Source organism: Candidatus Ozemobacteraceae bacterium, assembly GCA_035373905.1.
In the GTDB taxonomy this organism is placed as follows: domain Bacteria; phylum Muiribacteriota; class Ozemobacteria; order Ozemobacterales; family Ozemobacteraceae; genus MWAR01.
Genome location: DAOSOK010000008.1, coordinates 84,169 through 101,263 on the forward strand (window position 1 = coordinate 84,169; position 17,095 = coordinate 101,263).

The 17,095-nt window shown below is 63.5% G+C and carries 15 protein-coding genes; 8 read left to right on the plus strand and 7 right to left on the minus strand.

Translation table 11 applies throughout. The features are described 5' to 3' along the window. The first annotated feature begins 10 nt into the window (after nt 1-10). Both PLU72_05685 and PLU72_05690 read left to right on the plus strand, forming a co-directional pair. Nucleotides 11-1,045 (plus strand): hypothetical protein, encoded by a 1,035-nt coding sequence (locus PLU72_05685; GenBank protein HOT27658.1) that lies wholly within the window; start codon nt 11-13, stop codon nt 1,043-1,045. A 10-nt stretch (nt 1,046-1,055) separates the two neighbouring features. Next, nucleotides 1,056-2,522 carry a radical SAM protein gene (locus PLU72_05690; protein ID HOT27659.1) on the plus strand — a complete coding sequence of 489 codons (1,467 nt, stop codon included), beginning with the start codon at nt 1,056-1,058 and terminating at the stop codon, nt 2,520-2,522. Nucleotides 2,523-2,587: 65 nt separating this feature from the next. On the opposite strand, the gene PLU72_05695 is transcribed toward PLU72_05690, so the two are convergent. Both PLU72_05695 and PLU72_05700 read right to left on the minus strand, forming a co-directional pair. Continuing rightward, nucleotides 2,588-3,778: a clostripain-related cysteine peptidase gene (locus PLU72_05695; GenBank protein HOT27660.1), complete on the minus strand. Its 1,191-nt coding sequence runs from the start codon at nt 3,776-3,778 to the stop codon at nt 2,588-2,590. 159 nt (nt 3,779-3,937) lie between these two features. Beyond that, complete coding sequence (locus tag PLU72_05700; protein HOT27661.1) at nt 3,938-4,615, minus strand: ankyrin repeat domain-containing protein; 678 nt, start codon at nt 4,613-4,615, stop codon at nt 3,938-3,940. 109 nt (nt 4,616-4,724) lie between these two features. Here PLU72_05700 and PLU72_05705 point away from each other — a divergent pair, with 109 nt between their 5' ends. Further along, a complete protein-coding gene (locus tag PLU72_05705; GenBank protein ID HOT27662.1) occupies nt 4,725-5,798 on the plus strand; it encodes a type II asparaginase in 1,074 nt (357 codons plus the stop codon). A 48-nt stretch (nt 5,799-5,846) separates the two neighbouring features. Beyond that, a complete protein-coding gene (locus tag PLU72_05710) occupies nt 5,847-7,298 on the plus strand; it encodes a DUF5939 domain-containing protein (protein ID HOT27663.1) in 1,452 nt (483 codons plus the stop codon). A gap of 144 nt (nt 7,299-7,442) precedes the next feature. Here the strand turns inward: PLU72_05710 and PLU72_05715 are convergent, their stop codons facing one another. Further along, nucleotides 7,443-8,309 carry a DUF4105 domain-containing protein gene (locus PLU72_05715; protein ID HOT27664.1) on the minus strand — a complete coding sequence of 289 codons (867 nt, stop codon included), beginning with the start codon at nt 8,307-8,309 and terminating at the stop codon, nt 7,443-7,445. A 364-nt stretch (nt 8,310-8,673) separates the two neighbouring features. Further along, entirely contained in the window at nt 8,674-9,423 is a 750-nt protein-coding gene (locus tag PLU72_05720) for a hypothetical protein (protein HOT27665.1), read from the minus strand. 219 nt (nt 9,424-9,642) lie between these two features. On the opposite strand from PLU72_05720, the gene PLU72_05725 reads away from it, so the two are divergent. Further along, complete coding sequence (locus PLU72_05725) at nt 9,643-11,247, plus strand: alpha-amylase family glycosyl hydrolase (protein ID HOT27666.1); 1,605 nt, start codon at nt 9,643-9,645, stop codon at nt 11,245-11,247. Between the two features lie 92 nt (nt 11,248-11,339). Further along, nucleotides 11,340-12,323: a zinc ribbon domain-containing protein gene (locus PLU72_05730; GenBank protein HOT27667.1), complete on the plus strand. Its 984-nt coding sequence runs from the start codon at nt 11,340-11,342 to the stop codon at nt 12,321-12,323. Between the two features lie 9 nt (nt 12,324-12,332). Here the strand turns inward: PLU72_05730 and PLU72_05735 are convergent, their stop codons facing one another. Then, nucleotides 12,333-13,751 carry a glycosyltransferase gene (locus PLU72_05735; protein ID HOT27668.1) on the minus strand — a complete coding sequence of 473 codons (1,419 nt, stop codon included), beginning with the start codon at nt 13,749-13,751 and terminating at the stop codon, nt 12,333-12,335. 98 nt (nt 13,752-13,849) lie between these two features. Here PLU72_05735 and PLU72_05740 point away from each other — a divergent pair, with 98 nt between their 5' ends. Together PLU72_05740 and PLU72_05745 are read left to right on the plus strand one after the other, a co-directional pair. After that, on the plus strand, nt 13,850-14,770 hold the full coding sequence (locus PLU72_05740) for a DMT family transporter (protein HOT27669.1): 921 nt from the start codon (nt 13,850-13,852) through the stop codon (nt 14,768-14,770). Beyond that, nucleotides 14,767-15,375: a hypothetical protein gene (locus PLU72_05745; protein HOT27670.1), complete on the plus strand. Its 609-nt coding sequence runs from the start codon at nt 14,767-14,769 to the stop codon at nt 15,373-15,375. The genes PLU72_05740 and PLU72_05745 overlap by 4 nt, the downstream gene beginning before the upstream one ends. Before the next feature lie 209 nt (nt 15,376-15,584). Here PLU72_05745 and PLU72_05750 read toward each other — a convergent pair whose 3' ends face one another. Continuing rightward, on the minus strand, nt 15,585-16,511 hold the full coding sequence (locus tag PLU72_05750) for a hypothetical protein (protein ID HOT27671.1): 927 nt from the start codon (nt 16,509-16,511) through the stop codon (nt 15,585-15,587). Nucleotides 16,512-16,591: 80 nt separating this feature from the next. Continuing rightward, entirely contained in the window at nt 16,592-16,975 is a 384-nt protein-coding gene (locus tag PLU72_05755) for a hypothetical protein (GenBank protein ID HOT27672.1), read from the minus strand. Nucleotides 16,976-17,095 lie beyond the last annotated feature (120 nt).

A 17,095-nucleotide genomic window follows, 5' to 3' on the forward strand; every position in this document is an offset into this window, starting at 1 on the left:
AGGCTGCACGATGAGCGAATCGAAACGGAACGTCAACATGGCCCGGCCAGGCGAAACGCCCGTTGGAGCCGGGCAGGGGCACACGATCGTCGGCGGCCGCCCCGCGGGCGCGACCGACCGGGGCCGCGGCATCCCGCGCGGCATGGAACTGCTGATCAAGCGCGCCGCCGTCGATGCGTCGTTCCGCGCAGATCTTCTCGCGAGGCGCGCCGCCGTCGCGGACGAGCTGGCGATCCCGCTCGATCCGTCGGAACGGGCGATGCTGACCTCCATTCCCGAAGCCCAGCTCGGGATCATCATCTCCGGCACGGCCGTTCCCGAACCCCAGCGGAAGGCGCTTACCGGGGCTTCGGCGGCGGCGATGCTGGCCCTGCTCGCCCAGCTGACCTTCACGCCCGTCGCCGGTCGCGCCGACACGCCCCCGGCCGACGAAACGAGCGGAGAATTCAGGCCGGGCCTGCCGAACGCGGGCGTCTCGGCCGCCGATGACGACGACCGCATGACGCGCGGCATCAGGCCCGATTTTCCCATGCCGCCCGGCGGCGTCCGGCCGGATATCCCGAGGCCGCCGAAACCGGCACCCGCCCCGCCCGTCACACCGGATGAGACAGAACAAACTGCCTCTCCGGCTCCGGCAACGTCGACGTGGAAGCCGGGCGATCCGCTGACGTTCACCGTGTTGCAGGAGGTCCTGGTCAAAGGCGACGTGACGGACCGCCCCTTCAGCGACGCACTTGATCTTCTCGCCGCGGATACCGGCGTCAGCATCTCTCTGGCCGGCGGCACGGCGATCGACGCCAGCCGGCGCGTCAGCGCGGCGACAGCCGGTCTGCCGCTCGGGAAGGCTCTCAGGAAGCTCTGCACCGAGGCCGCCGGAGACGCCGCCCTGTTCGTCATCGATATCGAGGAATCCCGGATCGTCGTCCGGTTCCACCCCCGCACCGGCGAGGCCCGGCCCGGCATCCAGACACAGCCGCCCGTCGACGTCGACGATTCGGCCATCACCCGCGGCATCCGGCCGGACATTCCCGGCTTCGACGAGTAGCCAGCCTCCGATGACCGCCGATATCACGCTTCTCAACCTGAACCTGCTGTACGTCCGCTACCTCGACACCGTCGACCGCGAACTCCACCTGCCGCTCGGCTGCCTCTACCTGACCCGCGCGCTCGAGCAGGCGGGCTACACCGTCGATTTCCGCGACTACCAGCTGACGCAGGCCGCCGAGCCGTTCAGCACGGGCGCGATCCTGCGCTTCCTCGAGGGCGCCGCGCCCGTCGTCGGCTTCTCCTGCATGGCGAACCTGCTCCCCTTCGCCATCCTGGCGATGCAGGAATACAAGAAACAACACCCCGAATCGACGCTGGTTCTCGGCGGCGTCGGCTCGAAAGCCGTCGAAGAGCAGATTCTCGAACGCTTCCCCTGGATCGACGTCATCGCGGTCGGCGAGGGCGAGCGCACCGGCCCCGACCTGCTCGGCGCCATCAGACGCGGAGACGATCTCACCCGCGTGGCCGGCCTCGTCGTGCGCGACCGCGACGGCCGCATCGTGCGCACGCCCACGCGCGAGCGGGTCGCCGATCTCGACGCGGTCCCGTTTCCGGCGTTCGAGCACATCGACCTGAAGCAGTACCGAGGCTACGGCCTGATGTCGTCGCGCGGCTGCCCCTACCCATGCACCTTCTGCTCGGTCGCCCCGGTCTGGGACCACACCTCGACGTTCCGATCGGTCGGCAACATCGTCGACGAGATGCGCATGCTCCACGAGACGGCCGGGGTGAAGATGTTTCTATTTCAGGACGAATATTTCGTCTCGAAGAAATCCCGCGTCATGGAGTTCTGCGACGCGCTGAGCCGCTCGGGCCTGAAGGTGATGTGGAAATCCTTCGGCCGCGTCGACCTGACCGACCGCGAGATGATGGAGGCGATGGCCTCCACGGGCTGCGTCGAGCTGCGGTTCGGCATCGAGAGCGGCTGCGACCGCATCCTCCAGCTCGTGAAGAAAGGCTTCACGGCGGAACAGGCGATCGCGCGCGTCTCCGAGGCGGTCGGCATTTTCCCGCGCGTCGACGCCTTCTACATCTGGGGTTTCCCGTTCGAGACGATGGAGGACTTTCACCAGACCGTGTTCCAGATGGTCTCGCTGCGCATGCTGGGCGCGCGCATCTTGCCATCCATGCTTTGCCTGCTGCCGCAGACCGAGTTGTACCAAACGTATGCCGGGAAAGCGAGGCTCGAGTTCTGTCCCGAGCTGTTCCCCGAATACATGATCACCGGCCACGAGATCAGCACGATGTCGAAGTTCGAGATCGCGCCCCAGCACCGCCCGATCTACGAGTTCATCCAGGCCCACCCCGACCTGTTCCCCGGCTTCTTCCACATCGACCTGGCCGGAAACATCCTGCCCAAGCTCGCCGTGCTGAAAAAATTCGGCTTCTATCCCGACACGGCCGACGCGGCCACGCCGGAATCCTGCGGCGCCCACTCCCCGGAATCGGCCGCCACCCGCGCCTGCCCCACCTGATTTCCCCCGGACGAAAACCGGGCCGAATCGTCTTCCGATCCGGCCCGGTTTTATCGTAATATATATTATCTTATGCCATATACTTTGTCGAGATATTCGTCCCACTGGGTGTCGCGGGCGAAGTCGAGGGCCTTGTAGAAAGCTCGGAACTTGCGGTAGTCGTCCGGCGTCGGCATCGCGACCGAGATGCCGGCCCCCGAGGAGACCGTGCGACAGGCGGAGACGGCGGCCAGGGCATCCTCGGCGGTCTTGCGGACCAGGGTCCCGTTCTTCACGCCGGAGAGGCCGCCCATGCCGCCGAGGCTGGCTTCGATGTCCCAGTAGTAGTTCTTGCCGCCGTAGGCTTCGCTCGGGTTGAACCGGTACCCGTCGGCCGAGGCGTTCATCAACTCGAGCACGAAGGCGTTGAAGGCGAAGGTCAGCTCGCCGGCGCGGGCCACGTTCCAGTAGCCCATGTCGCGCATCCCGGCGCCGCTGACCATGGCTTTCGCGAAGCCGGTCGCGTTGGAGGGCCGCTCGGCATCGATCGCGCTCATGATGCGGGCGTAGGGGTATCCGTTGATGCCGGTCGTGTCGGCGGCGCCGACCATGACCTCGCAGGAGCTGCGGAACTGGTAGACGGCCTCGATCGAGCCGGGCAGACAGGCGTCGAAGGCGAGCACCGACAGCGGCCGGTTCCCGTTCAGGCGGGTTTTGAACGCGTCGAGGACGGCGACGATCTCGAACACGGTCAGGCAGTCGTTGTCGGTGTGGTCGTAGGCGACGAACCGGCTGTCAGGGTCGAAGTCGACCGCGCCGGGCTTCATGCTGGACGTGCCGCCCGTGCCGCGCCACGAGAAGATGCCGCTGCCGTGGCTGTTGATGATGAGCGCGTAGTTGCGGGCGGGGTGCCGCTCGGCCGCCTTCTTCAGGAAGCTCCACAGCACGTAGGGCGAGCCCATGTTCACCTCGCCGAGCTTGTCCTCGACGTTGACGCCGCCCTTCCGGACGGTGTAGATCGAGGCGCCGCTTTCACCGCTGCCGCCGAAGATGCCGCCGGACTTGGGAGCGAGATCGTCGATCACGACGATTTCACAGCCGGCCGGCGGGCCCGACCGCGTCATCGCCTGGATGCTGCGCATGTTCGCGTTTTCCATGGTGGCGTCCTTGTCGTCGTTCACGATGTACAGGAGCACCGTCCATTCGTTGAGCGCCCAGCCGGTTGCCGGGGCGACGAGCACCGCCAGAACGATCAGAAGCCAACGCATCGATTTCATGTCTCGACCTCACCTGTCCGGATTTTTTGTATCCGCCAATGAGCAGGAAACATGCCAGCCGCACAGGAAGCCGATGCGCGGCCCGGGAAGCCGATGCGCGACGTTCGCGCCCGTACCGGCTGCCGATTATTCGCCGGCACCCTGCTCAACCTTCGGCATTCACCGGGATGCCGGCGTTTCCTCCGTACCCGATGCGGGGGGCGTCGTCGGAATCTCGGAGGGATCGGCGACGGCCCCGTGGGCGGCGAGAAGCTCGGCGACGTCCGTCTTCCCGGCCTTTTTGGCCCAGAACAGCGGGGTTCGGTGGAAATTGTTGACGGCGTTCACGTTGGCACCCCGGGAAATCAGCAGTTCAACGACGTCGCGCGCCCCGCTTTCCGCGGCGAGATGCAAGGGCGTGCTCTCCGCGGAACCATCCCGGCTGGTGAAACCGGTGACATCCACATCGCAGCCCGCATCGAGCAGGATGCGGCAGGCTTCGGCGCGGTTCTTCACCGCGGCGAGATGCAGGGGGGTGAGATTCCGGCCGTCGCGCACGTTCAGGTCCGCCCCGCGCGACGTCAGTAGTTCGAGAATCGCATTCTGGCCGTTTTCGACGGCGCAATGCAGGCCGCACCCCATGTCGCGCATCGTCGCGTTGATGTCGAAGCCGTCGTCGAGCATCGCGGCGACGTCATCCGCCCGACCGGAGGCGATCATGCCGAACCACCGCTGGGCGGCGGCGCCTCCGGAGGCTTCCGAATCCTGGGCGAACAGGGTCGTCGAAACGCCGATCATCAGAGCAACGAACACAACGCAGGCCACGGCGGCCCTTCCAAAACCACGTCGAACCATCATGATCCCCTCCATGCAGAATGTCTTGCGGTTTCACACACGCTGCATACAAGATACCCCCGGACGTTGAATCAGGTAAAATGGGAAAACATTCTTTCAAAGAAGGACACCGATGCCTCGAACATCCAGGATTGTCGCCAAGTATTGTCTGATCACGCTGTTCGCTCTCTTCTGCTCGACGGCGCTGTTTGCGGCGGATCTGCCGCATATTGTGCTTCTCGCCACCGGCGGCACGATCGCCGGGGCCGGGAAGTCGGCCGGGGAAGCCGGTTACAAGCCGAGCACCCTGCCCGTCGAGAAACTCGTCAACGCGGTTCCCGAGATCGCCTCGTTTGCTCGTCTGAGCGGCGAGCAGGTGTCCCAGGTCGACAGCCAGGCCATGACCACGACGATCTGGCTGAAGCTGGCCAACCGCATCAACGCTCTTCTCGCCGACCGCGACGTCGACGGGATCGTCGTCACGCACGGCACCGACACGCTCGAGGAGACGGCGTATTTCCTGCATCTCACGGTGAAGAGCCGCAAGCCGGTCGTCGTCACCGGCTCGATGCGCGCCGCAACGTCGATGAGCGCCGACGGCCCGATGAACCTGTTCAACGCCGTCTCCGTCGCCGCGTCACCGCTTTCGCACGGGAAGGGCGTGCTCGTCGTCCTCAACGACCGCATCCACTCGGCCCGCGAGGTCACGAAAACAGACACGACCGCTGTCGACACGTTCCAGTCGCCGAATTCCGGCCCGCTCGGCACCGTCTATTACGGGAAGGTCTCGTTCGAGCGCCTGCCCGCCCGCCGCCACACGCTCGCCACGCCGTTCAGCGTCGCCGGCCGCGAGACCCTGCCGCGCGTCTTCATCACCTACGGCCACGCCGACAACACCCCCGAACTCGTCGAGGCCGCGATCCGCGCGAAGCCGGACGGCATCGTGAACGCCGGCGTGGGCAACGGCAACGCCTCGCCCGCCGTTCTCGAATCCCTCGGAAAGGCGCGCCGCGGCGGCATCGCCGTCGTCCGATCCGCCCGCACCGGCGGCGGCCGCGTCACCCTCGGCGCCGAGGTCGACGATGCGGCGTATGGCTTCGTCGTCGCCGACGATCTGAACCCCCAGAAAGCCCGCATTCTTCTCATGCTCGGCCTGACGCGCACCTCCGACCCGCAGGCCCTGCAGCAGCTGTTCTTCACGTATTGATGGCGGCTGAAGAAGCCCGGCTCGCGAACAGGAAAGCAGGTTGAAACGATGACACAGCCGGTTTTTCAGGATGCCATTCACCGGTGTCAGCTTTTTGGAACGTTTTCCGAGGATGTTCTCAAAACCGCCGGGTCGCGGCTTGCAGCGCTCACTCCAGCCGAGCTCTTCCGGATCAATCCCCTGAGGTTCGCCAGCCAGGCCTCTCTGGCGGAGGAAACCTGCATCGACCTGTTCGTTTGCGGGACCCGGGCCGGCCTTTTCGAACTCTCCTTCGATGTCATCTGCACGACATGCGGAGGGATTTTACACTCTTCGCCTGACCTGGGAGCCCTGCAAAGTCTTGTTTTCTGCGAGTTGTGCATGTTCGAAAAGGTCGTCACTCTGGACGAGATGATCGAAGCCTCGTTCACCGCCTCCCCCTCGATCGCCCCGACAGCCGTGGATCGATATCGGGATTATCCGACGTTCAGACACTTTCACTTTTCCCATAATTTCCAGCCTTCGCCCGAACTGCTCGAATACCTGCAGACAAACGGCCTGGCTTTCGTTTTCATCCACCCGCACGAAGAGGCGGAAATCCCGTTTCACGCCGCCCAGGGCGATCTCGTTCGACTCGTTTCCGTATCCCCGCACACGGGCGTTTCCATGCGTATCGACGGGCGCCCCGGAAGCGGGGATGCAGATTTCCGCGCCCTGGTGATTTCAGATCAGGGGTTTTCAAAAAACGATCTCACGCTGCCTCAAGGGACGACGAGCATCACCGTGAAAAACGCCTCGAACCGAACGGTCGGCATCAAGGCGCTGCGTTCGAACGTCGAGAAGCTGCACGAGATCCTTCGGGAACGCCCTTCCGGGATGGCGCCCTACCTGTCGGGAAGGGCGATCCTCCACAATAAATATTTTCGACGCTATTTCAGAATCAACGAAGCCAGAAGGGATTTCGGCCTCCTCATTCGCAATGTCACGGTTCTCTTCACCGACCTTGTCGGATCCACACAGATGTATGACAGGCTCGGGGATGTCTCGGCGAACCGGGTCGTCCAGCAGCATTTCTCGGTTCTCAACGGCCTCATCGAACGGCACGGCGGCGTCACGGTCAAAACGATGGGTGACGCCGTGATGGCAACGTTTCTCACGCCGAAAGCCGCGACGGAATGCGCCGTCGAGATGATTCGCTCGATGACCCGCGTGCTCTGGAGGGACGGCGCCCCCCTGGGTCTGAAAATCGGCATCCACGAAGGCCCGGCACTCACCGTCAGCAACCAGGGAATCCCGGATTACTTCGGCCAGACCATAAATATAGCCGCCAGAATTCAAAAACTGGCCGGGGAAAACGAAATACGGATCTCAGGCACCGCGATGAACGAACCCGGCATCGAAGATATCCTGTCCCGGCACGGATTCGAATCGGAAAGCGAGACGGTGCGGCTGAAGGGCGTCGATGCGCCGGTAACGGTCTTCTGTTGCCGCCCGCGTGATGAATCTCCCGTGACCCCTTGACGAACCGACCCGGCCCGAAACCGGGCCGGGTCTTGATCAATATTGAGTCCTGTAACATGTCCCCCGTCCGTGCTGAGCCTGTCGATGCACGAAAGGCTCTCGCCCTTCGACAGGCTCAGGGCGAACGGGGGCGCTACACGAGGGCTATTTTTTTGCCGGCGGAAAAAGCTTTCCGAGAGGGGTTATATAGTTGTTGCGATCTATCGTGACGGACGCAGGGTCGAACACGCCGAGGTTGACGTAGGCTTTGGGCAGAATGGTGGGGAAAGAGGCCTTCGGGTTCACCACGTGGTTCCCGAGGAGTTTCAGGCGAAGCCGCTGTGAAGGGGGCAGCACCGAGTTGATCATCTCGACCTGGTGAGTGACGCAGCTGCTCGAAAGAGTGTTGTAGTAATCATCCGGCCGCTCCCGGGTGCCTTCCAGAACGGCGGTTCTGGCAAACGCGATCTTCTGCTCCGGGGTCAACCGGAGGCGGTAGGCCTGGAGCTTGCGACCGTCGACGCCGCACTCGATCATGGAATAGTCTTCCCAGGTCGAGACGACCGCGATGTTCGGATACACCTTATGCGTGCCCTTCCAGATGAAATCGATCTTCTGCTTGGGGTATCGGTAAGCCTCGAAGGAAACGACCAGGCCTTCGGCCTGTTCCCCGCGCGGGCCGGTGAAGCCGCCCGGCTTGAAGGTCATGACGACGTACCCGTGCCCGAACAGCCATTCGGGCGGAAACGGCTTGAGAATGAAATAGATCTCGTCCGTCAGACGGGGGTCGATGACCGCCTGCCCGCTGGCGAAAACTCTCTCGTCGCAGGGAACCGTGGGGGAGTTGAGCAGACGGCCGCGGATGTTGCCGACCGTGAGAAGGTCGCCTTCCGTCGCGACCAGCACCGCCCGCCCGGTCGGCCCGTGATCGGCACAGGATGGCCCGCCCCCCGTGCCCGCCAGCAGAGGAAATCCCGCGAGGACGAGAAAGAGAACCGCCAGACCGATCCGTTCCATCCATCTTCCAGACATCGTTCCCTCCGTCGTAACCCAAAAATGAGGCTGAATTATCGCGAGCAAGCGTTATGCCACCCGGCCGGACGCGCGGACAGGCCGTGGAAGCGGTTCCGTCCCTTCCCGGGTGCCGGATTTTCGGCCGTTTCACACCATTGAAGGCCGTGACAGTCGCATTCAATCGCCGTTTGCGCATTTCTGTCCGTCTCAGCCCAAATTCAGGCAGGCCTGAAACGGGTTATTGATTCCTGCAGAATGAATGCCACCCGTTCGCCCTGAGCCTGTCGAAGGGCGAAATGAGGAATCATCTGCAAGTGGCTGTTCGTGCTTCGACAAGCTCAGCACGAACGGAGACACGAAGCTGGTTTTTGATATGCAGGACTCAATATTTCCAGGAAAGCACAACGGTTCCGTTGTCCGTACCGCCCGCGTTCTTCCAGGAACCTTCCGCCCGCCCCAGCGAGATCGTCGCGGCGAATGAGCCGTTCAGGCCGGCACGAGCTTTCTTACCGACGGGGAGTTCGGTGAACTCCAGCGTTGCGCCCTTCAGCGTGCCCTGGATCTTCACCTGGGCCCCGAGCGTTTTCCAGGTGATCTGCCCGGTGAACTCGCCCGTCGCCTCCTTCAGCTCGATGATTCGCAAAACGAAGGGCCAGGTCTTGCCGGTTTTTTCCGATGCCGCCTCGCCGGAAAGATCCTTCCGCACCGGCAGGGAAACCGCCCGCTGCGGCTGGTCCGCCGCGACTTCCTCCATGCTTGCCGCGCCAAGGTCGCCGTCGGGGCCTGTCCAGTCGCCCTCCCAGCGGGTTCCACTTTTCTGAAGTCGGTAGGCGACGTTCAGGCGACCCTTGCCCTGTTTGACGGCCGCCGTCTCGGTGAACTCGAGAACATCGCCCTGGAGCGTCCCCGTCAGGGTGTGAACAGCGTCGAGCGACTTCCAGGTGATCTGCCCCGAAATCTCGCCCGTCGACTCGTCTAGCGAGGTGATCCTCAGGATGAACGGCCAGAATTTGCCTGTCTTGTTCGATTTCGACACGCCGAAAAAATCCTGGTCGAGCGGAAACGCCGACGTCGCCGCGGCGATTCCGAGAAACACCGTCAGCAGAAGAACGCACATCATGGAAGCGCGCATCCGGCTCTCCTTCATTTCGCCCTCCCGAGAGGCATTGATGGTCCGTGATCCGATGTCTTCCCGGCATCGGCACATGGTCAGCATATCGGACGTTGCGTCATTCGCGCAACCGGGCAAATCGGAAGCCGACCGAATCGCCCTCACGCAATTTTATAGCAATATATTTTTAATCGGCGAGGTATAATGGTTCATCCGCAGCTTTCACAGGGAGGCACTCTCATGAGACTCGTTCTCGTCGCTCTGATCGCCGGAATCTGGCTCGCGACCGGCATGCGCGCCTGCGCCGAGCCGTCCAAGTGGTCGGCCATGAACGTCTACGACCAGGCCCGCGAGCAGGAGCTGGCCGCCCGGGCCGCCGACTGGCGCAACGGGCCGGTCGTCTACCAGGTCATCGTCGACCGGTTCTCGCCGTCCTCCGAACTCGCGAAGAAGAAATCCCTGTATGCGGCGCCCCGACGCCTCCGCGACTGGCAGGAAACGCCGAAGACCGGTTCCTACCTGAAAAAGGAAGGCGTCTGGTCGCACGAAGTCGATTTCTGGGGCGGCGATCTCGGTAGCCTCCTGGGCAGCATCGGCTACATCCAGGAACTGGGCGTCGACGTCGTCTATCTGAACCCGGTCTTTTCCTCGCTGACGAACCACAAATACGACGCGTGGGACTACCACAAGGTCGACCCCGTCTACGGCTCGCGCGCCGACCTCGCGGCGCTGGCGGCCGACCTGCACCGGCGCGGCATGCGGCTCGTGCTGGACGGCGTCTTCAACCACATGGGCCGGCGCAGCGCGATGTTCGAGGAGGCGCTCCGCAACCCGCGCAGTCGATGGCGGCCCTTCTTCAAGTTCTCCGAAACATCCGATCGCGGATATATCGGGTGGTATGATGTCGAGAACCTTCCCGAGCTGAACCTCGAGAACCCCGACGTCCAGAAGTACATCTACGGGGCGCCGGACTCGGTGGTCCAGTCGTATCTGCTGAAGGAGGAAATCGACGGCTGGCGGCTCGACGTCGCGTTCGACCTCGGCTTCCGCTACCTGACAGACCTCACCCAGGCCGCGCACACGGCGAAACCCGGCTCGCTGATCGTCGGCGAAATCTGGAACTACCCCGAAGAATGGCATCCGGCCGTCGACGGCGTCATGAACATGCACGGTCGCAAGCTTCTGCTGACCATGCTCGAGGGCCGCCTGTCGGGCCCGATGTGCAGCCAGATGTGGGAAACCTCGATCGCGGACGCCGGCATGGACCACATCCTGAAAAGCTGGCTGGTGCTCGACAACCACGACACCCCCCGCCTGCCGAACCTGCTGCCTCAGGTCTGGCAGCAGAAAATGGCCCGTATGCTCCAGTTCACGCTCCCCGGCGCAGTCTGCCTGTATTACGGCAGCGAGCTCGGCATGACCGGCGGCGAAGACCCCGAGCAGCGCGCCCCCATGCGGTGGGACCTGGTCTCCCCCGACAACGAGATGCTCGCGCTCCACCGCCGACTGCTGAAACTGCGCCACGCCGAGCCGGCCCTGCGCTACGGCGACTTCCGGCGACTCCATTCCGAGAACCTGTTCGCCTTCCTGCGCCGCACGACCTCGGTGCGCGAGACCGTCGTCGTCCTCGCCAACCCGACGAACCGCACCGTCAAGGAGCTGATTCAGCTTCGCGAAAGCAAGTTCCAGGATGTCACGCCTCTGCGCGACCAGCTCTCGGACAGGACGTTCACCGTCTTCTCCGGAACCGTCGACGTCGAGGTGCCCGCCCGCTCCGTCCTCATCCTCAAGGCCGACACCGCCGACTACCCCCACGGCTACAACCGCTACGATCGGATCTATTGATCCTCGGCATGCAAATAGTTACATCCGCTGCCGGCGGGCTGCGTTTGCAACTCCGGATTCCATGCGGTACGATCTCACCAGGAGAATGAACGATGAAACGATATGTGCTCATGCTGACCCTGATGCTCGCGGCGTCGCCCGTATGGGCGCTGTTCTGCCAGTATTGCGGCAGTTCGATGGCCGACGATGCGCGGTTCTGCCCGAAGTGCGGCAGACAACACGCCGCACCGTCGTCGAACCCCGCACCTCAGCCGGCGACGCCGGCGCCGGTGACCGTGACGCCCGACAACCCCGCAACGCCGATCGCGGCGCCGGCGGAGCTTCCCTCCGCCCCCTACGAGGCGATCAACCGGTACGAATCGTTGCTCACCTCGTCGGCCCAGGCATGGTCGTCGGGCACGGCGGCCGAACAGCGGTTCCGCATTACGTCGGCGCTCCAGCAGGCCGGTTCCGAGGCTCCCCGGTTCACGCCGGCCATGCAGCGGCTGCACAATTTATACACATCGAAATATGATATCCTGAGCCGGTACGACAGTGCCTGCGCGCGCAGCGCGAGAGGCCCCGGCCGGATCGAGGCCGACGCCGAGAAGGAAAAGCTCCTGTTCACGCTCGCCCGCACGAACGAGATGATCTCGTATCTGAAAGACCGCCTCTCCGACCCGGCGGCCCCGGCCAGGGTCGACGAGATGCAGAAATCCCTCGACGAGGCCGTGCGGGAACACCGCGTCACCGCTCCCTATCTGCGGCTCGATGGATACCGGGTAAAGCAGGGACAACGCCTCTGGGTCATGGACATCGTCGACGAACGGGTCATGGTGATGATCCTCGACGACTGCGGCGCCCGCAAGCCCCTCGTGGGCTGGCTCTCGCTCGGCGACCTCGAACGCCGCTCGACGTACCGGCGACCGGCATCCTGGGTCGCCCCCGTCCAGCGCGTCGAGAAGGAAGTCGTCATCGTCGGCCACACCTGGTGGTGGCCCGGCTGGCCCCACCCGCGCCATCCCCGGTATCCGGACCGCGACCGCGATCACGACCGCCACGACCGTCACGATCGCGACCGCCGCCACCGGCACTGACCGCCGGGGTTATTTCCGGGCCACCACGATGAGGGAGAGGCCTTTCCACGGAAGCAGGCGGTCGACGAGGCGGAACAGCCAGACGAGGTGGTCGTAGAGCTTCATCGAAAGTTTGCCGATCGAGCCGCTTCCGAGAAGCTTTCCCACGAACAGCCAGCCGATCACCCCGGGCCTGTTGAAATCGAGCATCTTCTCGACCCTGAAGCCCGCCTGGACGAGTTTCTGCCCGATGTCCTCCCTCGAGTACCGGCGCAGATGACCGACCGCCCGGTCGAGCGAGCCGGCGTATTCCGGGCATTGCGGAAGAAGCAGGATGAGGCTTCCGCCCGGCCCGAGCGTGTCGAAGACTCGTCGCAGGGCCGCGGCGTCATCATCGATGAACTCCAGCGTGTTCAGGCACAGGACCGTTTCCTGCGTTCCCTTCAGTTCCTCGAAATGAGCGGCGTCGTTCAGGTCGAGCGCCCGGATGCCGACGCGGTCGTCGTTCCTGAACATCGACCGGAGCGTCTCGAGCGCCAAAGGTTTTATTTCACATGCAATATATTCATCGCGCGGCAGGAAGCGGCTGGTCAGGTTGCCGATGCCGGCGCCGATTTCCATGACCCTCCGGCCGAGGAAGGGTCTGATGACATCCGCCAGCCACCGGTTGAAGCGCGGCGCCAGCCGCACGTTGTGCAGGACGTCCTGGGCGGACGGGATGTAGCAGTCGTCGATCAGCCAATACTTGAAAATATAATATAAGGCCCAGAAGCCGTCCTTCCAGGTGATCTTCTTGCCCTCGTCGTAGGTGCGGCCCTTGTAGGAGATGGGCACCTCGTACACGCGCAGGTTGCGCTTGGCGACCTTCGCGGTGAGCTCCGGCTCGAGGCCGAACCCCGAGGATCGGATCGGGATGCTCTTGAGCAGCGGCGCCCGGAACATCTTGTAGCAGGTTTCCATATCGGTGATCGTGAGGTCGGTGAACATGTTCGACAGGTTCGTCAGGCCCCAGTTCATCAGCGAGTGCCAGAAGTACAGCACGCGTCGGTAGTCTGCCGCGAGATACCGCGAGCCGAACACCACGTCGGCGTCGCCCTCGAAAATCGGCCGGATCAGCTTCGGGAACTCGGCCGGGTCGTATTCCAGGTCGGCATCCTGGATCACGATCACCTCGCCGTCGGCCCGGTCGATGCCCGTCCGGATCGCCCCGGCCTTCCCCTGGTTCTTTTCGTGGAAGACCGGAAGGACCTGCGGGTGAAGCCGCGCCTGGTCCGTAATGATCTCGCGGGAGCCGTCCGTCGAGCCGTCGTCGACGATCACGAGCTGGATGGCGGCGATTCCCGGCTTCCCTTCCTGCTCCAGGACCTTCGCGATGACTTTCGCGAGTGTGAACCGCTCGTTGTAGACCGGCATGATGACCGAAAGCCGGAACGGTGCGTGACCTCCCATGTCGACTCCTGAAATCGTTGTCTGAATGTACAAAAAAGTTTACGACAGAACGGTGTCGGATGCACCATGAAAAGCAACCTGTCGAAACAAGGGGGCGTATGACGGCGCTCTGGAAAAAACTCCGGTTGCCGGCGCTCGTCGCGGCGACGGTCCTGTCGTTCTCCGCGATCGAGGTCGTGGCGAACCCCATCCGGCTCAGCATCGACCCGTTCGTGATGACCTTCTGGCGGTTTCTGCTGGGCGGCCTCTTCCTGCTCCCGGTGGCGGTGCCGCTCTTCCGGAAAAAAGCCCGCGCCTTTTCGCCCCGCGTCGTCTGCTGGCTGGCCGCGCTCGGCGTTCTGAACGTCGTCGTCGCCATGGGCGCCCATGCGCTCTCGGTCAAATTCGCAAAGGCCTCGACGGCCGCGATCCTCATCGCCGCGAACCCGATCGTCATCAACTTTCTCGGCTGGCAGCTGCTCGGGGAAGCCCTTTCGATGCGCCGCGCCCTTACGCTCATCCTCGGCTTCACCGGCGTCGTCCTGGTGGCGGCGCGCCCCTCCCCGGGCGCTGACACGGCGTTCGGCATCGCCGCCGGCCTCGTCGGCATGGTCACGTTCTCGCTGTATACGGTTCTCTCGAAGCGATTCGTCCAGCGGCTCGGCAGCCTGATCGTCACCGTCTCGACGTTCTTTCTCGCCTCAGCCGCCTTCCTGCCCCTTCTGCTTCTCGCCGGGGTGTCGATCTGGCCCGCGCCAGAGGTCTGGCCGCGCCTGCTCGTGCTCGGCTTCATCGTGTCGGGCTTCGGCTACTACACGTTTTTCCAGGTTCTCCGGGAACTCCCCGCCGGCCGGGCGAGCCTGCTGTTCTTCGCCAAGCCGCCCGTCGCCATCCTTCTCGCCTGGCTCCTGCTGGGCGAGACCCTCACCCCGCCCGCCATGGCCGGCACGCTTCTCGTCATGGCCGGCATCCTGTTCGACCGGCGCACGAAGTCCCCGGCACCGGCCCGATCATTTTCGCCACCGGAGGTTTCCCGATGACGTTCTTTTCTTCGAAACCGTTCCTGCGCACCCTGCTGATCCTGCTGTTCGTCTCCGCCTGCGCGCTGCCCTCCCGGGCCCAGCTCGCCAGCGAACCGACGTTCGACCTCGAACTGGTCGACATCTACGCCGACTTTCAGCCCGAGAAATATATAGCTGATGTTATAAGCATCCTGTATCTGACCTGCAACGGCTCGGATCCCGTCATTCTTCGCTGCCAGGGCAACATCCACCGCCTCGAGGTCATCGGCCGGAACCAGCAGAACGTGAGCTGGATCTACCGCCCCCCCTACATCCACCTCGACAACCTCGCGGCCGGCCAGCGCGAAGTCGAGTTCCGCTTCCGCGTCCGCCACGACGGCTATTCCCCCGGCGGCGGCACTATCGCGACGAACCTGCTCGCGCTTGGCCCCGCCGTTTTCTGGTATCCCCGCCAGAACGCCTCCGACCCCCACCAGGTGATCCTCAACCTCGAAACCCCGGCCGACTACGAAGTCTCGACGAACGGCACCCTCCAACGCGACCTCCCCAACAACACCCGCCGCCTCCGCACCTGGATCGTCTCCAAACCCGCACCAGAAGGCATCACGTTGAAAACGCCCTGATCATCATGAGCTATTGATTCCTGCAAAACAAAATGCACATTTCGCGTTTCCGTTCGTGCTGAGCATGTCGAAGTACGAGAGGCCCTCGCCCCTTTCGGCAGGCTCAGGGCAGGCTTCGACAAGCCCAGGTCGAACGGATATCGAGAAGGAAAAGCCCCCCGGAATTTCCGGGGGGCTTTTTCTCATACCGATGAACCGAACGGTTTCTGTTACTCTTTCCAGAGAGGGTCGGTGGGGACAGGGCGATCGCTGACGTCGAGGTAGAGGCCGACGGCGTTTCCGCGGCGGACGAAGCGGCAGGGCTTTCCGAGCAGGGTCGTTTCCGGGGTCGCGCCGTGAAGCTTGTCGAAGCGGGCCTTTTCGGCTTCTTTGCCGAGCCATTCGAAGATCAACTGGGGATCGTAGAGGGCGAGTTCACGAGCGGGCTCGCCCGGCTTCGCCCAGCGGGCCGAGGTCGTGAATTTCCCGAGGGAGACGGTTTTCCCCGTGAGAGGGCCGCCGATCAGGTCGAGAGGGATGTTGACGCGCCGGATCCACTGCTGGTTCATGACCGGATCGATGAGATTGGTGACGTCGAGAAAGCTCATCGCGAAGGCGGAACAGCCGGCGCCAAGACCCTTTCGGGGCTCGTTCAGGCCGTTGTAGATCTTGTCGTAGCCGCGGGCCTTGTATTCGGTAAGATATTGTTTCATGCGGGCATACTGCGCCTGGCTGATGCGGAACCGGAAAAACGCCACCCTGCCGGTCTCATACCGTCCCTTCAGCTCCGCGTCGAGTTTCTGCGAAGGGTCGAAAGCCCCCTGCATCGGCGCGAACAGCAGGCCGAGCCCGTATCCCTTCTTCGTGATGAAATCCACGTCGGGAGGGGCATCAGGAGCGGTCGTCATTCCCGTGAGATCGCGGGTGCCGTCGGCGCCGATGAGCTCCATGAAGCAGTGGCCGATCGTGTGCTTGGCCTTCCCGTGCTGGAGAGACAACCGTCCCTTGACCCCGGCTCCCCAGGCGAGCGTGTACGGAGTTTTCCAGTTCAACTCGGCCGCGGGCGGAAACGAATACAGCACGAACTCCTGCGCCACGCACGGCAGGCTGCCCAGAACGAACACGAACACCATGGCCAGACAGAATTTCTGCAACATGAGTCCTCCCCTTCACAGATTATTTGTACATTATACCCTACGACGCTGGGGGTGAGGGGGGCGGGCTTCAAACCGCGAGTTCAGGGGACGTGATACCAGGGAATCCGGTAACACGTCCCCCGAATTAGCCAGGTTTCCTGCATCAGGGGGAACAGTTTCCGGCCCGCCCCTTCTCGGATCGTCGTCGCCAGCACATCGAACAGTCTCAGGTGAACCTCCGGGGGAAGCTCGCCCGCGGCGTTCTGCAGCACCTGCGCGGCCGCCGTGCGGATATCGGGCTCCTCTTCGGGATTACCGAGGAGAACGGCCAGGCGCTCCGCCAGTTCAGATTTCCTCTTATCGGAAAGGCTCCGCCAGAGACCGGCACCTTGCCGGCAAAGGGAAGCCGCAGCACCGGTCCGTTCCTCCAGACCTTGGTTCCCATCGGTGAGAACGTCGAAAGAAGATTCGTTTTCAGCGGTCATGACCGCTCCCTTTCAATATGGTTATTTATATATACTCCTTGTTTCACACGTAACACGACAATCACTTGCATGTTCGATATACCGTTCGTGCTGAGCCTGTCGAAGCACGCCAGGCTCTCG